The 15909-nt window shown below is 66.6% G+C and carries 12 protein-coding genes; 6 read left to right on the top strand and 6 right to left on the bottom strand.

The window, feature by feature from the left end:
- Positions 1-2 precede the first annotated feature (2 nt).
- Positions 3-3398 (bottom strand): DUF3971 domain-containing protein, encoded by a 3396-nt coding sequence (locus MRY80_RS02690; RefSeq protein WP_293287691.1) that lies wholly within the window; start codon positions 3396-3398, stop codon positions 3-5.
- A gap of 134 nt (positions 3399-3532) precedes the next feature.
- On the opposite strand from MRY80_RS02690, the gene MRY80_RS02685 reads away from it, so the two are divergent.
- The 3 genes from MRY80_RS02685 to MRY80_RS02675 all read left to right on the top strand — a co-directional run bounded on the left by MRY80_RS02685 (position 3533) and on the right by MRY80_RS02675 (position 6190).
- Positions 3533-4003: a peroxiredoxin gene (locus tag MRY80_RS02685; protein WP_293287689.1), complete on the top strand. Its 471-nt coding sequence runs from the start codon at positions 3533-3535 to the stop codon at positions 4001-4003.
- Between the two features lie 17 nt (positions 4004-4020).
- Positions 4021-4833 (top strand): ferritin-like domain-containing protein, encoded by an 813-nt coding sequence (locus MRY80_RS02680; RefSeq protein WP_293287687.1) that lies wholly within the window; start codon positions 4021-4023, stop codon positions 4831-4833.
- Between the two features lie 79 nt (positions 4834-4912).
- On the top strand, positions 4913-6190 hold the full coding sequence (locus MRY80_RS02675) for a M23 family metallopeptidase (RefSeq protein ID WP_293287685.1): 1278 nt from the start codon (positions 4913-4915) through the stop codon (positions 6188-6190).
- 3 nt (positions 6191-6193) lie between these two features.
- On the opposite strand, the gene recJ is transcribed toward MRY80_RS02675, so the two are convergent.
- The 5 genes from recJ to MRY80_RS02650 all read right to left on the bottom strand — a co-directional run bounded on the left by recJ (position 6194) and on the right by MRY80_RS02650 (position 12270).
- Positions 6194-7972: a single-stranded-DNA-specific exonuclease RecJ gene (gene recJ / locus MRY80_RS02670; protein ID WP_293287683.1), complete on the bottom strand. Its 1779-nt coding sequence runs from the start codon at positions 7970-7972 to the stop codon at positions 6194-6196.
- 52 nt (positions 7973-8024) lie between these two features.
- Positions 8025-9017 (bottom strand): class II fructose-bisphosphatase, encoded by a 993-nt coding sequence (gene glpX, locus MRY80_RS02665; RefSeq protein ID WP_293287681.1) that lies wholly within the window; start codon positions 9015-9017, stop codon positions 8025-8027.
- A 127-nt stretch (positions 9018-9144) separates the two neighbouring features.
- A complete protein-coding gene (locus MRY80_RS02660; RefSeq protein WP_293287678.1) occupies positions 9145-10461 on the bottom strand; it encodes a homoserine dehydrogenase in 1317 nt (438 codons plus the stop codon).
- 43 nt (positions 10462-10504) lie between these two features.
- Positions 10505-11722 (bottom strand): LL-diaminopimelate aminotransferase, encoded by a 1218-nt coding sequence (locus MRY80_RS02655; protein WP_293287676.1) that lies wholly within the window; start codon positions 11720-11722, stop codon positions 10505-10507.
- Between the two features lie 92 nt (positions 11723-11814).
- Positions 11815-12270 (bottom strand): hypothetical protein, encoded by a 456-nt coding sequence (locus tag MRY80_RS02650; protein WP_293287673.1) that lies wholly within the window; start codon positions 12268-12270, stop codon positions 11815-11817.
- 163 nt (positions 12271-12433) lie between these two features.
- Here MRY80_RS02650 and phaC point away from each other — a divergent pair, with 163 nt between their 5' ends.
- The 3 genes from phaC to map are packed head-to-tail and all read left to right on the top strand — an operon-like array spanning position 12434 to position 15822.
- Positions 12434-14269 carry a class I poly(R)-hydroxyalkanoic acid synthase gene (phaC, locus tag MRY80_RS02645; RefSeq protein WP_293287671.1) on the top strand — a complete coding sequence of 612 codons (1836 nt, stop codon included), beginning with the start codon at positions 12434-12436 and terminating at the stop codon, positions 14267-14269.
- Positions 14266-14967 (top strand): DNA/RNA nuclease SfsA, encoded by a 702-nt coding sequence (gene sfsA, locus MRY80_RS02640; RefSeq protein ID WP_293287668.1) that lies wholly within the window; start codon positions 14266-14268, stop codon positions 14965-14967. The genes phaC and sfsA overlap by 4 nt, the downstream gene beginning before the upstream one ends.
- Before the next feature lie 27 nt (positions 14968-14994).
- Complete coding sequence (map, locus tag MRY80_RS02635) at positions 14995-15822, top strand: type I methionyl aminopeptidase (RefSeq protein ID WP_293287666.1); 828 nt, start codon at positions 14995-14997, stop codon at positions 15820-15822.
- Positions 15823-15909: the final 87 nt, after the last annotated feature.

Raw genomic sequence — 15909 nt, 5'->3', positions numbered from 1 at the left:
CTTCACCGGAACTGGAAGATCTGGCGGAAGACGCCCGGCGCGATCGCCGACAGCGGATTGACCGTGATCTTCGGCTTCTTCACGTCGCCTTCCAGCAGGAAGGTCACGCCGATCAGGCCGCGGTCGCGCCCGTTGCCCAGCACCAGGCCGACGATCGGAATGCCTGTCAGAAGCGTGTTCACCGAATAGGCCGGCATGAATGTGCCCGTGACGCGCATCCGGTTGTTCTGGTCGTAGAGCGTGCCGCGGAACGTCGCGCCGACCTCCGGGCCGCGCACGATGCCTTCCTGGACCTGCAGCCGGACCGGCGAGATCGACAGCTTCACCGACGCCCGGTCGAACTTGACCTCGCGCGTGTCGATCTCGCGCCGGATCGCCTCGTTCAGGCTCGCCGACCCGTTGGATTTCGACGAGACGAGCGAATTCAGCTTCGGCTCGTCGAAGATGCGATAATCCGTGACCTCGGCAGTGCCCGACAGCGTCTTGGCGTCGATCGCCTTCAGCGCCACCGTCAGCACCCCGCCGCGCACCTGGCCGTAAATGTCGAGGAAGCGCAGGATCTCGCCCGCGTCGAGCGATTCCAGGCGCAGCGTGCGCTTCGCCCCCGCCCCCTGCAGGCGGAATGACACAGGAAACCCGCTCTTCGTCCCACCGGTCGCCGTCAGCGCGACGACGTCCTTGCCGTCATATTCCATGGAAAGGTCGAGATCGCGCAGGATCTCGCCGCCGAAGCCCGACACCCGCGACACCTTGGCGTTGAGCGTGACGGGCACCCCGTCGCCCTCGTCCGTCGCCTTCAACTGCTCGCGAATGTGCCGGATCAGGGCCCGCGCGTCGAAGGACTTGCCGGTCACGTTGACCACGAACCCGCGCCCCTTGGCCTGCACGGATACGGAGATGTCATCCGACTGGTTCAGCCGCACCTTGGGAAAGCTCGCTTTGCGCAGGCCCTCGTCGGACACCGTGATGTCGCCATTGGCGAAGAACGAACCGCCGTCGATCTCGAAATTGCTGATCCGCGTCTCGCCGTCCGACAAGACCAGATCGAAGACGGACTTGGCCGAAATGCCGCTGCCCTTGGCCCAGCCGATCCACGGCAGCGAAAGCCGCGCCTGCGACAGGTCGGCCACCACCTCCATCGCCTCGCCCTCGGCCCCCGATTTCAGATTGACCGGCGTCGTGCCGGACACGAGCGTTTCCAGGCCGGGCGCGATCTTGCGCCGGTCCTCGTCCGACAGACGAACGACGATGTCGCGCAGCGACTCCCACTGCGTCTCGTCGAAGGGCTGGGTCATGGCGATGTTCGCCGGAATGCCGTCGATCTTGCCGGCGAGATCGATGTCGGCGCGCGTCGGATCGATCTCGATGCGCCCGGTCATGTCCGACAGCATCCGCCCCTCGAACGGCGTCGCGATCGAGGCGCCGTGAAGGTCGAGCTCGACCGCCCAGTCCGGCGGCGGCGTGTCCTCGTGCGGGTTCAAAACGAACTGCATCGTCACCCGCGCATCGACCTGCCCCGACAGGTCGTTCGCGTCATAGTCGCGGAACTGCTTGGCGTTGATCGGCCGATAGGCGATCAGTTCGCCCAGCGCATCCGCCTCGCCGGAAACGGCGACATTCAGGTCGGCATGCACAAGATCGTCGGCGTCCGGCTTGTGGATGACCAGCGTCCCGTCCGTCGCGGCCGCCGTCCGCCCGCTCGGCAGATAGGCGGTCCCGGTCTCAAGCGTGATCGTGGTCTCGCCGTCCTTCACCTCCACGCGGCCATTGGCGTCGCGCACCGGCGGGATGTTGCCGGCCACGTCGAAGCGCACGCCTTCCACGCGGAGCGACAGTTCGGTGGCGCCGTCCAGCAACTGATCCGAACCGGGAATGCGGCGGCGAAGCGGCTCGGCGATCAGGAACTCGCCGTCCGTCACGCTGCCGCCGGCAAGGTTGGAGAGAACCCATTGCCGCGCCGACCTTGCGACGGGCGACGGCCAGAACTGCTTGACGCCCTCCAGCGCGAAATCCTGAACCGAAAAGGCGAAGACCGCCGTCGGCGTGTCCGAGGCGAAATCGAAGCTGCCGACGCCGTCCGCCTGACCCGCTTCGGACCTGAGCTCGAGCTGGCTGAAGTCCACCAGCCGGTCCCGCGCCATCCAGAGCCCGAGCACGCGCGCCGCGTAGCGAACGCCGCGTTCGGGCGAATCCGCCGGATCGCTGATGCCGTCATTGGCGATCAGTTCGAACTGGTAGGTGCCGGGCGGCGCGTCTGCCTCGGGATCGGCGTCGCGAAACCCGCCGGTCAATTCCGCAGAAGACCGGCCCACCCTGACCTGCGACTTGCGCAGCCTGAACACCTTGGTCGCCGGGGCCCAGTAGAAATTCAGCTTGCCCGAAAAGGGGACGAAATCGCCCTCGTCGAGCTTGAACGACAGGTCGACGGGTTCGACCGACACCGAAAGCTGGTCGGGATCTCCGTCGCTCATCCGGCGCGCGGTCACCGCGACATTGGCGCGAACGGGCTGGTTGCTCGCGCCCGGCTCGTGGTCCTGCGACAGGGCCGAGAACAGCGTCCGTGCCCGCCCGATCGGCAGGGCGACATCGTCGAGCTTCACCCGCGCGTTGATCCGCCCGCCCTTGCCCCGGCTCAACACCGCCAGGAAGGTGCTTTCGTGGCCGGCGACCTCGATCTGCGCCTCGATGGTGCGCTGGGCCGTCCGCGCGCTGACCGTCGCCTTCTTCACGAGGATTTCGCCGACCGGCCCGACAATGGTCATGTCGGAGATGCTGATGCCGATCAGCGACCCGTTGAGGGAGGTCCGCTTGAACAGCAGTTCGGCGCGATCCAGGAGACGCGTCAGCGCGGGCTCGATCGACGCCACCGTCGGAAGATCCGAGCCGCCTGCCTCGCCCTCGCCGCCGGCGCTTCCGCTTCCCGACAGGTCGAGCCGCACGCCGGACATGACAAGCTCGTCGACCTGGGGCGCACCGCGCAGCACGCTTCTGGTCCTGACCCCGATATGCGTCTCGTCCACATGCAGCACGTCGCGTCCCGACGCGCGATCCGTCAGCGCGAACTTGCCGAGTGAAACCGAGATGTCCTGGACGCCCTCGACGATCACGTCGGTGTCGCCGATGTCGGCGCGCAAATCGTCCGGCAGCGCCCGGTTCAGGGCCGCGACCGCCTCGCGCTCGATCAGCGGAGCCATCAGACCGGATTTGACGAAGACGGCCAGGAGAATGGGCGAAACGAGGATCAGGACGATGACGGCGACGGCGATCCTGCGGAGCCTCTTGCGCGAACGGGCACGCGTCGGCCTGTCGGCCGGGGGAGAACCATCCTCACCGGCGGGTTTGCGGCGCAAGACGCGTTGCGCACGGGAACCGAAATTCAGTCTTTCGATGCGTCGCATTCCCAATTCTGTCGTCGATCCCCTCACCCCAAGGCCGCGCGTGCGATTCTTGCACCCGCCGCTTGGACAGACTCATTTTGCACCATATATCGCAGGCTGTCCTGTCCAATGCCGCAAATACAAAGGAACCTGCAATGAGCAACCCTGTCGAAGGAACAGACGCGCCTGACTTCACCCTGCCTGCCGACGGCGGGGCAGCGTTCACGCTATCAGAGCTCAAAGGCAAGATTGTGGTGCTCTATTTCTACCCGAAGGACGACACCAGCGGCTGCACGACGGAGGCGATCGACTTCACGCGCCTGCTGCCGGAATTCGAGGCGCTGGGCGCCACCGTCGTCGGCATGTCGCCCGACAGCGCGACCAAGCACGACAAGTTCAAGGCCAAGCACGATCTCTCCGTCACGCTCGTCGCCGACGAGGACCTGGCCGCGCTCCAGGCCTATGGCGTCTGGGTGGAAAAGAGCATGTATGGCCGCAAATACATGGGCGTCGAGCGCTCCACCTTCCTGATCGACCGCGACGGCAAGATCGCCAGCGTCTGGCGCAAGGTGAAGGTCAAGGGCCACGCCGAGGCCGTCCTCGAAGCCGCCCGCTCGCTGGGCTGAAGGGCCCAAGATCGATGATGCCCTCGCTGCGCGCCGGAGCGGTCGCCGCCCTGTCGGCCGCCGATCTCGACGAGAAGGTCCGCGTCACCCGGCAGACCGCGGCGCAGTGGCGGGGCCGGAGCCTGTCGCTGCGCGCGCCGGCCGATCCGGCCATCCCCGACCGGCCGGGACGCCCCGACCGGCCGGAACTCGTCGCGCCGCGTCTCCTCAAGAAGCGCGCCCTGAACACCGTGAACGGCCGCATCGCCCTGATGCATGCGCTGGCCCATATCGAGCTCAACGCCATCGATCTCGCGCTCGACATCGTCGCGCGCTTCGCCCAGATGCCGATCCCGCCGAGCTTCTTCGACAACTGGATGCAGGTCGCCGACGACGAGGCCCGCCATTTCACCCTTCTGCGCGACCGGCTGCGCTCCCTCGGCGCCGATTACGGCGACCTGCCCGCCCATGACGGGCTCTGGCAGGCCGCGACCGACACGCGCGGCGACCTGATCGCCCGCCTCGCCATCGTTCCGCTCGTGCTCGAGGCACGCGGCCTTGACGTCACGCCGGGCCTCGCCGCCAAGCTGCGCGAATTCGGCGACACGGAGACGGCGGCGATCCTCGACGTGATCTATCATGACGAGAAAACCCATGTCGCCGTCGGCGCCAAGTGGTTCCGCTTCTTCTGCGCACGCCATGGCATCGACGCCGCAAGCCGTTTCCAGGCGCTGGTGTCGGAGCATTTCCACGGCCAGGTCAAGCCGCCCTTCAACGACCGCGCCCGCTCCGCCGCCGGCCTGACGCCGCTCTTCTACCGCGCCATGAGTTCGGCCTCGATGTCGCGTTAACGCGCTGCCGAAGGGCTTTGTTAACCCTAATGAAGTGTAATCGCCGCGAGCGTAATTTTATCGTCGGTGGTGATCTGCCTTGAGTAACGCAGCGGTCTTCGGAAAACGCAAAGAACCCCACACGATTATCATCGCGCAGGGAAATCGCATCTCCCATTTCACCATCCGCCCCTGGATGGCTGCGATCGGCGCGTCCCTCGTCGCGGCGATGGCCGTGGGATATCTGCTTGCGACCTCATACCTGATGTTGCGCGACGACATCCTGAACGCGGCGATCGCCCGCCAGGCGCGCATGCAGCACGCCTATGAGGACAGGATCGCGGCGCTGCGCTCGCAGGTCGACCGCATCACCTCCTATCGCCTGCTCGACCAGCAGCTCATGGAGACCAAGGTCGCCGAACTGCTCGACCGCCAGTCCATGCTCGCCGACCGCAGCGGCCGCCTCGCGCCGCTCCTCGAAAAGGCGCAGCTGCACGGCATCGCGCCGATGGCGAAGCATCTCGACGACAGCGACATCCCCGTGCCGGCGGCGGCGGGCGCGACCGGCAAGGACCCGGCGCGCACGATCTTCCGCCCGCAGAAGCCGATCGCCGCCTCGATGCAGCGCGCGTCGGCCGATCCCGAGACGCTGAAGGACGACCTGCGCGTCATGCCGATCGTCACGCTGTCCAAGCTCGGCGCGTCGCTGAACGACCTCGAGGCAGACCAGATCAACCGGATCAGCGCGCTTGCCGATTCCACGCGTGCGATGCGCGAACAGATCGTCGCGGACGCCCGCAACGCCGGACTGCCGCTGAAGACCCCGGCCGTCTCGCAGACCGGCACCGGCGGCCCCTTCATCCCCGCCGATCCGAGCGCCACCGAAGACGCCTTCGACCAGGAGCTGGAAACGCTGAACGAGGAACTCGACGCGCTCGACAAGGTGCGCGGCGCGATCCTGACCTTCCCGATCGCCAACCCGGCGCCGGGCAACCGCATCAGCAGCAGCTTCGGCAACCGCCGCGACCCGATCCTCAACCGCTCCGCCTTCCATGCCGGCATCGACCTCGCCACGCCGTCGGGAACGAATGTTCGCGCGACCGGCTCCGGCACGGTCGTCCACGCCGGCCGAAACGGCGGCTACGGCAAGATGGTGGAGATCCGCCACGCCAACGGCCTCAAGACGCGCTACGCGCATCTGAGCCGCATCCTGGTGAAGTCGGGGCAGAAGGTCGCCGCCGGGACCATCATCGGCAAGTCCGGCAGCACGGGCCGCTCCACGGGGCCGCATCTTCACTACGAGGTCCGCGAGAACGACAAGGCGGTCAACCCCGCCACCTACATCCGCGCCGGCCGCCGCCTCAGCAAGTATCTCTAGCGGTCAGACCGGCGCCGCGGCGTCGACGATCCGCATTTGCGGCGTCTGCCGTCCGTTCCAGTGATTGACCGACAGCGTGCCGGCGACATGGGCGGGTCGGCCGCCGAGGCCGGACAGGAACTGGCCGAGATCGGAATCCACCGCGCGAAACGCGATCGCGTCCACCGCCGAGCGGTCCTCGGCCTGCAGCCGCAGTTTCAGATGTCCGTTTCCGACGACCGCGCTCGATGCGACGCGGTGGTTCGGCAGCACGAAGACCGGCTCGGGATTGCCGGAGCCGAACGGCCCCGCCTTGCCGATCTCCTCGATCAGGCCGGTGTTGACCCCGCGCGCCGTCAGCGCCCCGTCGATCGCTTGCGTCTCGCTGTCGATGAGCGACGTCACCGCGCCGGACGCCCTCTCGTCGAAGAAGTCGCGCAGGTCGCCGAGCCGTGAGCGGTCCACGGTGATGCCGGCCGCCATCGCGTGCCCGCCGCCCTTGACCAGGATGCCCTCGTCCACGGCGGCACGCACCAGCCGGCCGAGGTCGAAGCCCGGGATCGAGCGCCCGGACCCCGTCCCCTTGCCCGACGCGTTGAACGAAACGGCAAACGCCGGACGACGCGTGTGTTCCTTCAGCCGCGCCGCGATCAGCCCGACAATGCCCGGATGCCAACGCGTGCTCGACGTCAGCACGACCGCCGGCGGCGCGCTTCCCGCCATGTCGCGGTCGGCCTCCGCGCGCGCCTCGGCCACCATCTCGGTCTCGATCGCCTGGCGTTCCCGGTTCAGCCGGTCGAGTTCGGCGGCGATCTCGCCGGCCCGGTTGGCGTCGTCCTCGACCAGCGCCATGGAGCCGAGCGCGGCATTGCCGATCCGCCCGCCCGCATTGATGCGCGGGCCGATCAGGAAGCCCAGGTGAAACGGGTTGAGCGGCTCGCCGATGGCGGAGACGCGCGCCAGCGCGCTCAGGCCCGGATTGCCCAGATGGCGCGCCGCGACCAGCCCCTTGGCCACCAGCGCCCGGTTGAGCCCGACGAGCGGAACCACGTCGCACACCGTCCCGAGCGCCACGAGATCGAGCATCGACAGGAGGTCCGGCAGGCGCGAGACGCCGCGGCCGCGCAACTGGCGTGACACCTCGACCAGCGTCATGAAGACGATGCCCGCCGCGCACAGATGGCCGAGCCCGGAAAGATCGTCGTCGCGGTTGGGATTGACCACCGCCGCGACCTCTGGCAGCGGCCCGCCGACCTGGTGATGGTCCAGCACCACGATGTCCACGCCCGTGCCGGCGATCGCCGAAAACGCCTCCGCGCTGTTCGTGCCGCAGTCGACGGTGACGATCAGCGAGGCGGCCGCGGCCAGTTCGCGCATGGCTTCCGGGTTGGGGCCGTAGCCCTCGTGGATGCGATCGGGAATGTAGATCTGCGCTTCGATGTCGAAATGGCGCAGGTAGCGCGCCAGAAGCGCCGAAGATGACGCCCCGTCGACGTCGTAGTCGCCGAAGATCGCCACGCGCTCGCGATTGTGGATGGCCGAGGCGATGCGCTCCGCCGCCGCCTCGACATCGGTGATCGAGCGCGGATCGGGCATCAGCGCCTTGATGGTCGGATCGAGGAACCCCGGCGCCTTGTCGGCGGTCACGCCCCGCCCCGCCAGCACCCGGGCGAGCAGGTCCACGATCCCGTGCCGCTGGGCGATGTCGAGGGCGACCTGCGCCTGCGCCGGCGACATCCGATCGACCCATCGGCGCCCCTTCGCGGAACGATCGATACCGAGGAAGGATGAAGCCTGCGTCATGCCGGTTTGTCGCCCCGCGGCCCGACCGGGTCAAGCCGCCGGGCGAGAACGGTCAGAACTTGTCCATGTCCTGGTGGCGGGCCTTGATCTCGCGCACGGTCTGCGAGGACGAGCGCATGACGATGGTTTCCGTCTGCAGGTAGTTCTTCAGGAACCGCACGCCGCCCAGCATGTTGCCGTCGGTCACGCCGGTCGCCGCGAAGATCACCTCGCCATGCGCCATTTCCATGTGGGTGTAGATCTTCTTCGGGTCGGACACGCCCATCTTCGCCGCGCGCGCCACCTTCTCCTCGGTGTCGAGGATGAGACGTCCCTGCATCTGCCCGCCGACGCAGCGCAGCGCCGAAGCCGCAAGCACGCCCTCCGGCGCGCCGCCGGATCCCATGTAGATGTCGATGCCGGTTTCTTCCGGCGCCGTGGTGTCGATCACGCCGGCAACGTCGCCGTCGCCGATCAGGCGGATGGCGGCGCCCGTCTTGCGCACCGCCTCGATCAGCGCGCCATGGCGCGGACGGTCGAGGATGCAGGCCGCGATCTCGGTCACCGGCACGCCCTTGGCCTTGGCCAGCGCGTGGATGTTGTCTTCCGGCGACGCGTCGATGTCGACCACGCCATGCGCGTAACCCGGCCCGATCGCGATCTTGTCCATGTAGACGTCCGGCGCGTAGAGCAGCGCGCCCTTCTCGGCGATCGAGATGACGGCGAGCGAATTCGGCAGGTTCTTGGCGCAGAGCGTCGTGCCTTCGAGCGGATCCAGCGCGATGTCGACTTCCGGACCGGTGCCGTTGCCGACCTTCTCGCCGATATAGAGCATCGGCGCCTCGTCGCGCTCGCCCTCGCCGATCACCACGGTGCCGCGAATGGCGAGCCGGTTGAGTTCCGAGCGCATCGCGTCGACCGCGGCCTGGTCGGCCGCCTTTTCGTCTCCGCGTCCGCGCAACCGCGCTGCCGCGACCGCCGCGCGTTCGGTGACGCGGGCCAGTTCCAGCGACAATTCGCGTGTCAGACCGGCCGGCTTGCCGACGGATTCCGCCTTGGCGTTCATAAGGTTATCCTCGCCTCTGTGTGCATGGGCTATCGTTTAGACGGCTTCGCCCCGACAGCGCAACCGGTGCGCGATCTGGTTTCTTGGGGGCAAGGCCGATCTAATCGATTTTGATGACAGTCCGTCGTCAGCCGGCAGGTTCGATGCGAATAACTTGCGGCCTGGAGACGAGATGTCCGTCGCCCGTGACGGCCTCCAGAGCGGCGCGAATCTCCGACTCGGTGGTCTCGTGCGTCACGAGAACGACCGTCTTGGTCTCGCTCTCGCCGCCCTTCACCGCGCCGTGCTGGACGATGGAGGCGAGCGAAATGCTGTTCTCGGCCATGCGGCCGGCGAGCGAGGCGAAGACGCCGATGCGGTCATGCACGGTCAGCCGGATGAAATAGCCGCCGGCATGGCTGGAGATCTCGGCGCGGCGATACGGCTCCAGCTCGGTCGCCGGACGGCCGAAGACCGGCGCTTCCTGGTGGCCGGGAAGCGATTTCGCGATGTCGGCGATGTCGCCGATCACGGCGGAGGCCGTGGCGTCGCCGCCGGCGCCCGGACCGGACAGGAGCAGCGAGCCGACCGTGTCGGCCTCGATGCCGACGGCGTTGGTGACGCTGTCCACCTGGCCGATCATCGAGCCGAGCGGCACCATGGTCGGATGGACCCGCTGTTCGATGCCCGTCGCGGTGCGCTGGGCGACGCCCAGGAGCTTGATGCGGTAGCCGAGCTCGCGCGCCGCCTCGATGTCGGACAGCGAGATGTTGCTGATGCCTTCGATATAGATCTCGTCGGCCGCGACCTGGGTTCCGAACGCGATGCTCGTCAGGATGGCGAGCTTGTGGGCGGTGTCGTAGCCCTCGATGTCGAAGGTCGGATCGGCCTCGGCATAACCGAGACGCTGTGCCTCGGCGAGGCAGTCCGCAAACGACATGCGGTCATGCTCCATCCGGGTCAGGATGTAGTTGGCGGTGCCGTTGAGGATGCCGTAGACGCGGCTCGGCTCGTTGGCGGCCAGCGATTCGCGCATCGTCTTGATGATCGGGATGCCGCCCGCGACGGCGGCCTCGTAGTTGAGGATCAGGCCCTTTTCCTCGGCCCGCAGCGCCAGTTCCACGCCGTGGCGCGCCAGAAGCGCCTTGTTGGCGGTGACGACATGGCGGCCGGCCTCGATCGCGGCATGCATGCTTTCCAGCGCCGCCCCGTTCTCGCCGCCGACCAGTTCCACGAACACGTCGATATTGGCGGATGCGGCAAGCTCTGTCGGCGTGTCGAACCACTCGATGCCGGTCATGTCGAAGCCGCGATCCTTGTTGCGGCTGCGGGCGCTGACGCCCGTCACGACGATCGGCCGGCCGCATTTGTGCGACAGGGAGTTCGACTTGTTCTTCAGGATGCGGGCGACGGAAGCGCCGACGGTTCCGAGTCCCGCGATGCCGATGCGCAGCGGCTCGTTCATGAAACCACCTTTCAGGAGAGGTGTTGTCTGTGGAAGGCCCGCCTTAGCGGCGGGCGTTGAGTGCGACGACGTTGTGCAGATTTCCGCTCGCCGATGCAAGGAACCGTCTGATGTTTCTCGCGGCCTGGCGAATGCGGTGCTCGTTTTCCACCAGCGCGATGCGCACGTAGTCGTCACCGTGCTCGCCGAAACCGATGCCCGGCGCGACCGCCACATCCGCCTTTTCGATCAACAGCTTGGAGAATTCCAGCGATCCCAGTTCGCGGAACGGCTCGGGAACCGGCGCCCATGCGAACATGGTGGCTTCCGGCGCCGGCACGTGGAAACCGGCCTGGCAGAAGCTGTCCACCAGCACGTCGCGACGCTTGCGGTAGATGTCGCGCACTTCCTGGATTTCGGAACCGTCGCCGTTCAGCGCGGCGGTGGCCGCGACCTGGATCGGCGTGAAGGCGCCGTAATCGAGATAGGACTTGACCCGGCCGAGCGCCGCGATCAGCCGTTCGTTGCCGACCGCGAAGCCCATCCGCCAGCCCGGCATGGAGAAGGTCTTCGACATCGAGGTGAACTCGACGCAGACATCCATCGCGCCCGGCACCTGAAGCACCGAGGGCGGCGGGGTGTCGCCGAAATAGATCTCGGCATAGGCGAGATCGGAGAGCACGATGATGTCGTGCTTGCGGGCGTAGGCGATCACGTCCTTGTAGAAATCGAGCGACGCCACGAAGGCGGTCGGGTTCGACGGGTAGTTCAGGATCAGGCAGAGCGGCTTGGGGATCGAATGCTTGACCGCGCGCTCCAGCGCCGGGATGAACCCCTCGTCCGGCGCCACCGGCATCGAGCGGATGACGCCGCCCGACATGATGAAGCCGAAGGCGTGGATCGGATAGGTCGGATCGGGGCACAGCACCACGTCGCCCGGCGCGGTGATCGCCTGCGCCATGTTGGCGAAGCCTTCCTTGGAGCCGAGCGTCGCGATCACCTGCGTGTCGGGATCGAGCTTCACGCCGAAACGGCGGGCATAGTAGTTGGCCTGCGCGCGGCGCAGCCCCGGAATGCCCTTCGACGACGAATAGCGATGCGTCCTCGGATCGCGCACGGTCTCGACCAGCTTGTCGACGATCGCGGTCGGCGTCGGCAGGTCCGGATTTCCCATGCCGAGATCGATGATGTCGCGGCCTTCCGCTCGCGCGCTGGCCTTCAGGCGATTGACCTGTTCGAAGACGTAAGGGGGCAGTCGGCGGACTTTGTGGAATTCTTCCATGGGTGTTACCTCGGCAATTCAGGCCGCTATAGCCTGTTCGCGTGGGGAAATCGAGATAGCGCGCGCGGCCGCGCGACAAGATTCCCGGATCGCTAGTCCTCGATGATCTTGATGGCCTCGTCGGAATGGGTCGCCGCCAGCCGGCGCAATTCCGCCAGGCGCCGATTGTATTCCGCAGAGGACACCACGCCGCGCGCATGCGCGTCGGCCAGGGCCTGCATCTCGCTCAGAAGGGCGGCGCGCTGCTCGTCGCTCATCTGCATCAGCGACGGCGACGGTTCGCTGTTGATGTTCGGATAGGAGCGTCCGTCGCCCGCCGGTGGCTGAGAACCCGAATAGGCCGCGGCCTCCGCGTTCGTGCCGGCTGCCGCCTGGCCGAACGGGTCCGCGCCCGTTTGGACGGCGCCCTGCCCGTTCGCCTGCTGCTGGTCCGGCCCCACGTCGCCGAACGCCGCCTGCGGCACCGCCTCGTCGATGACATTGCCGCCGGCGCAACCCGCGACGATGAGCCCGCTGAAAATCAATGCCGCTGCGCTTAATCTTTTCATGTTACCTTCAGTAAGCCATTTCGATCGAAACACGGCGCGTCGCGGCCACCAAACCGTGGACCGCAACCAATGGGGCAATGACATGCGGCTTGCCCTATGTCATCAACGCTCAATAATATGGCAGCACAGAGAATGACAAATAAAAGGAACGGACCGGACGACAATGGCTGACAAGAAGGCAGGCTCCTCGAAGGAGGCGGGGGACCACCGGAAGTCTATCGATGCTTACGTCATCAAGGATCCGGAAGCCTTCGCTCGCAATCTGGCCCGCATGATCGAGGAAGCGGGTCACGCCGCGTCCGCATGGATCGGCCCGCGCGAATCCGGCGAGCGCACCGACAGCATCGCCGAACCGATGACCGACGTGGTCAAGACGCTGTCCAAGGTTTCGGAATACTGGCTGGCCGAGCCGCAGCGCGCCGTGGAGGCGCAGACCCGGCTCTTCTCCGCCTATTTCGACATCTGGTCCAATTCGGTCCAGCGCCTGAGCGACGCCGAACTGGGCGAAAGCGTCGAGCCGGAACGCGGCGACCGCCGCTTCTCCGACACGGACTGGACGGACAACGCCTTCTTCTCCTTCCTGAAACAGACCTATCTCGTCACCTCGAAATGGGCCGTCGAGCTGGTCGAGAACGCCGAGACGCTGGACGAGCACACCCGCCACAAGGCGAGCTTCTACGTCAGGCAGCTCAGCAACGCCGCCTCGCCGTCGAATTTCATGGTCTCCAACCCGGAGATCTTCAAGGAGACGATCGCCACCAACGGCGCCAATCTGGTCTCCGGCATGAAGATGCTGGCCGAGGACATCGAGGCCGGCCGCGGCGACCTCAAGCTGCGCCAGGTGGACGGCTCCAAGTTCCGCCTCGGCGAGAACATCGCCGTCACCCCCGGCAAGGTCATCGCCCGCAACGAGCTGGTGGAACTCATCCAGTACGCGCCGGCGACCGACAAGGTGCTGAAGCGCCCGCTTCTGATCTGCCCGCCCTGGATCAACAAGTTCTACATCCTCGACCTCAACCCCGACAAATCCTTCGTCAAATGGGCCGTCGAGCAGGGTCACACCGTGTTCGTGATGTCCTGGGTCAATCCCGACCAGCGCCACGCCGCCTTCGACTGGAACGACTACATCGAGAAAGGCATCTCCTTTGCCCTCGACGCTGTGAAGAAGGCGACCGGCGAAAAGCAGGTCAACGCGATCGGCTACTGCGTCGGCGGCACGCTTCTCTCGGCCGCGCTCGCGCTCTTCGCCCGCGAGAAGGACGATCGCATCGCGTCCGCGACGCTGTTCACGACGCAGGTCGATTTCGTCAATGCCGGCGACCTCAAGGTCTTCGTCGACGAGGACCAGTTGCAGGCCCTCGAGCGCTATCTGCAGCGCAACGGCTATCTCGACGGCTCGAAGATGGCGACCGCCTTCAACCTGCTGCGCTCGGGCGACCTGATCTGGCCATACGTCGTCAACAACTACATGAAGGGCAAGGATCCGATGCCCTTCGACCTGCTCTACTGGAACGCCGATTCCACGCGAATGCCGGCGGCCAACCACATGTTCTATCTGCGCAATTGCTACCACGAGAACCGCCTCGCGCGCGCCAAGATGGAATTGCGCGGCGGACCGGTGTCGCTCGCCGACGTCAAGATCCCGATCTACAACCTCGCCACCAAGGAAGACCACATCGCCCCGGCGCTCTCCGTCTTCGAGGGCTCCAAATGCTTCGGCGGCGACGTCACCTATGTCATGGGCGGCTCCGGCCACATCGCCGGCGTGATCAACCCGCCGCATCGCAACAAGTACCAGTTCTGGTCCGGCCCCAGGGTCGCCGGCGACTTCGGCAAATGGGTCGAGAAGGCGACGGTCACCGAAGGCTCGTGGTGGCCGCATTGGCAGGCCTGGATCGAGGAGATGGAAGGCGAGCGCGTTGCGGCGCGCAAGAAGCTCGGCGGAAAGCTCAAGCCGCTGGAGGACGCGCCGGGATCCTACGTCCGCGACCGTTCGTGAAATTCCGGACCCCGCTCATCCCGGCCACGCTGGTCCGGCGCTACAAGCGCTTTCTCGCCGATGTCGTGCTCGACGACGGAGGCGAGATCACCTGCGCCGTGCCCAACACCGGCTCGATGATGGGGCTGCACGACCCCGGCATGCGCGTCTGGCTGTCCACGTCGGACAATCCCAAGCGCAAATACGCCCACACGCTGGAGATCGTGGAGGCCGACGGCACCATGGTCGGCGTCAACACCGGCCTGCCCAACAGGATCACCGAGGAAGCGATCCGCGCCGGCATGATCGCCGACCTCGCCGACTATGCGCAAATGCGCCGCGAGCAGAAATACGGCCAGCGGTCGCGCATCGACATCCTGCTCGACGATCCGGCAAGAGGCCGCGCCTATGTCGAGGTCAAGAACGTCCACCTGATGCGCACCCCGCAACTGGCCGAATTCCCCGACACCGCCACCGCCCGCGGCGCCCGCCACCTCGACGAACTCGCCGCCATGGTCGATGCCGGGCACCGCGCGATGATGGTCTATCTGGTCCAGCGCGGCGACTGCGACGCGTTCAGGCTGTGCCGCGACCTCGACCCCGTCTACACCGCCGCATTCGACCGCGCGGCGGCCCGCGGGGTTGAAGCCGTCGCCATTCAGTGCCAAATCTCCGAAAAAGAAATCATTCCCGCCCGCACGATCCCCATTGTGACGTGATCCGGGACGCGGAAGGGAGCACCGACCATGGTCACCTATCTCGATGCCGAACTGGCGCCGCTCAAGAACACAGGCCAGATCCGCCTCTATGGCGAGGAAGGCTTCGAAGCCATGCGCAAGGCCTGCCGGCTGACCGCCACGGCGCTCGACGAGCTCGCCGGCATCGTCAAGCCGGGCGTCACCACCAACGAGATCGACCGCTTCGTCTTCGAATTCGGCATGGATCACGGCGCCGTTCCCGCGACGCTGAACTATCGCGGCTACACCAAGTCGAGCTGCACCTCCATCAACCACGTCGTCTGCCACGGCATCCCCAACGACAAGCCGCTGCGCGAAGGCGAGATCGTCAACATCGACGTCACCTATGTGATCGACGGCTGGCACGGCGATTCCTCGCGCATGTATCCCGTCGGCGAGATCAAGCGCGCCGCCGAGCGCCTGCTCGAAGTCACCCATGAATGCCTGATGCTTGGCATCGCGGCGGTGAAGCCCGGCGCGCGCATGGGCGCAATCGGCGAGGCCATCCAGAAACACGCCGAGGCCGAGCGCTGCTCGGTGGTGCGCGATTTCTGCGGCCACGGCGTCGGCCAGCTGTTCCACGACGCGCCGAACGTGCTGCATTACGGGCGCGCCGACGAGGGCGCCGAGATGCGCAAGGGCATGATCTTCACCATCGAGCCGATGATCAATCTCGGCCGGGCGCATGTGAAGGTGCTGTCCGACGGATGGACCGCGGTCACCCGCGACCGCAGCCTCTCGGCCCAATACGAGCACACGGTCGGCGTCACCGACGACGGCTGCGAGATCTTCACCCTGTCGCTTGCCGGCCTCGACAAGCCCGGCCTGCCCGGCTGACCGGCCGCGGGGTCTCGACCCGAACCGCCTGAAGATATAACCTCCGGTTGCGGCGCCAGGCCGCAATTGGGGGCGGATGTGGCGGAC

Origin of the sequence: Oricola sp. (assembly GCF_022763245.1) — a bacterium.
Taxonomy (GTDB): Bacteria; Pseudomonadota; Alphaproteobacteria; order Rhizobiales; family Rhizobiaceae; genus Oricola.
Note: the sequence above shows the minus strand (reverse complement) of the source record. Positions and strands in the feature narration are given on the sequence as shown.

Bases quoted from the DNA above. Each gene is read 5' to 3' on its own strand.
- MRY80_RS02690 (WP_293287691.1), bottom strand. From the start codon at position 3,398: ATGCGACGCATCGAAAGACTGAATTTCGGTTCCCGTGCGCAACGCGTC.
- MRY80_RS02685 (WP_293287689.1), top strand. From the start codon at position 3,533: ATGAGCAACCCTGTCGAAGGAACAGACGCGCCTGACTTCACCCTGCCT.
- MRY80_RS02680 (WP_293287687.1), top strand. From the start codon at position 4,021: ATGCCCTCGCTGCGCGCCGGAGCGGTCGCCGCCCTGTCGGCCGCCGAT.
- recJ (WP_293287683.1), bottom strand. From the start codon at position 7,972: ATGACGCAGGCTTCATCCTTCCTCGGTATCGATCGTTCCGCGAAGGGG.
- glpX (WP_293287681.1), bottom strand. From the start codon at position 9,017: ATGAACGCCAAGGCGGAATCCGTCGGCAAGCCGGCCGGTCTGACACGC.
- MRY80_RS02660 (WP_293287678.1), bottom strand. From the start codon at position 10,461: ATGAACGAGCCGCTGCGCATCGGCATCGCGGGACTCGGAACCGTCGGC.
- MRY80_RS02655 (WP_293287676.1), bottom strand. From the start codon at position 11,722: ATGGAAGAATTCCACAAAGTCCGCCGACTGCCCCCTTACGTCTTCGAA.
- MRY80_RS02650 (WP_293287673.1), bottom strand. From the start codon at position 12,270: ATGAAAAGATTAAGCGCAGCGGCATTGATTTTCAGCGGGCTCATCGTC.
- phaC (WP_293287671.1), top strand. From the start codon at position 12,434: ATGGCTGACAAGAAGGCAGGCTCCTCGAAGGAGGCGGGGGACCACCGG.
- map (WP_293287666.1), top strand. From the start codon at position 14,995: ATGGTCACCTATCTCGATGCCGAACTGGCGCCGCTCAAGAACACAGGC.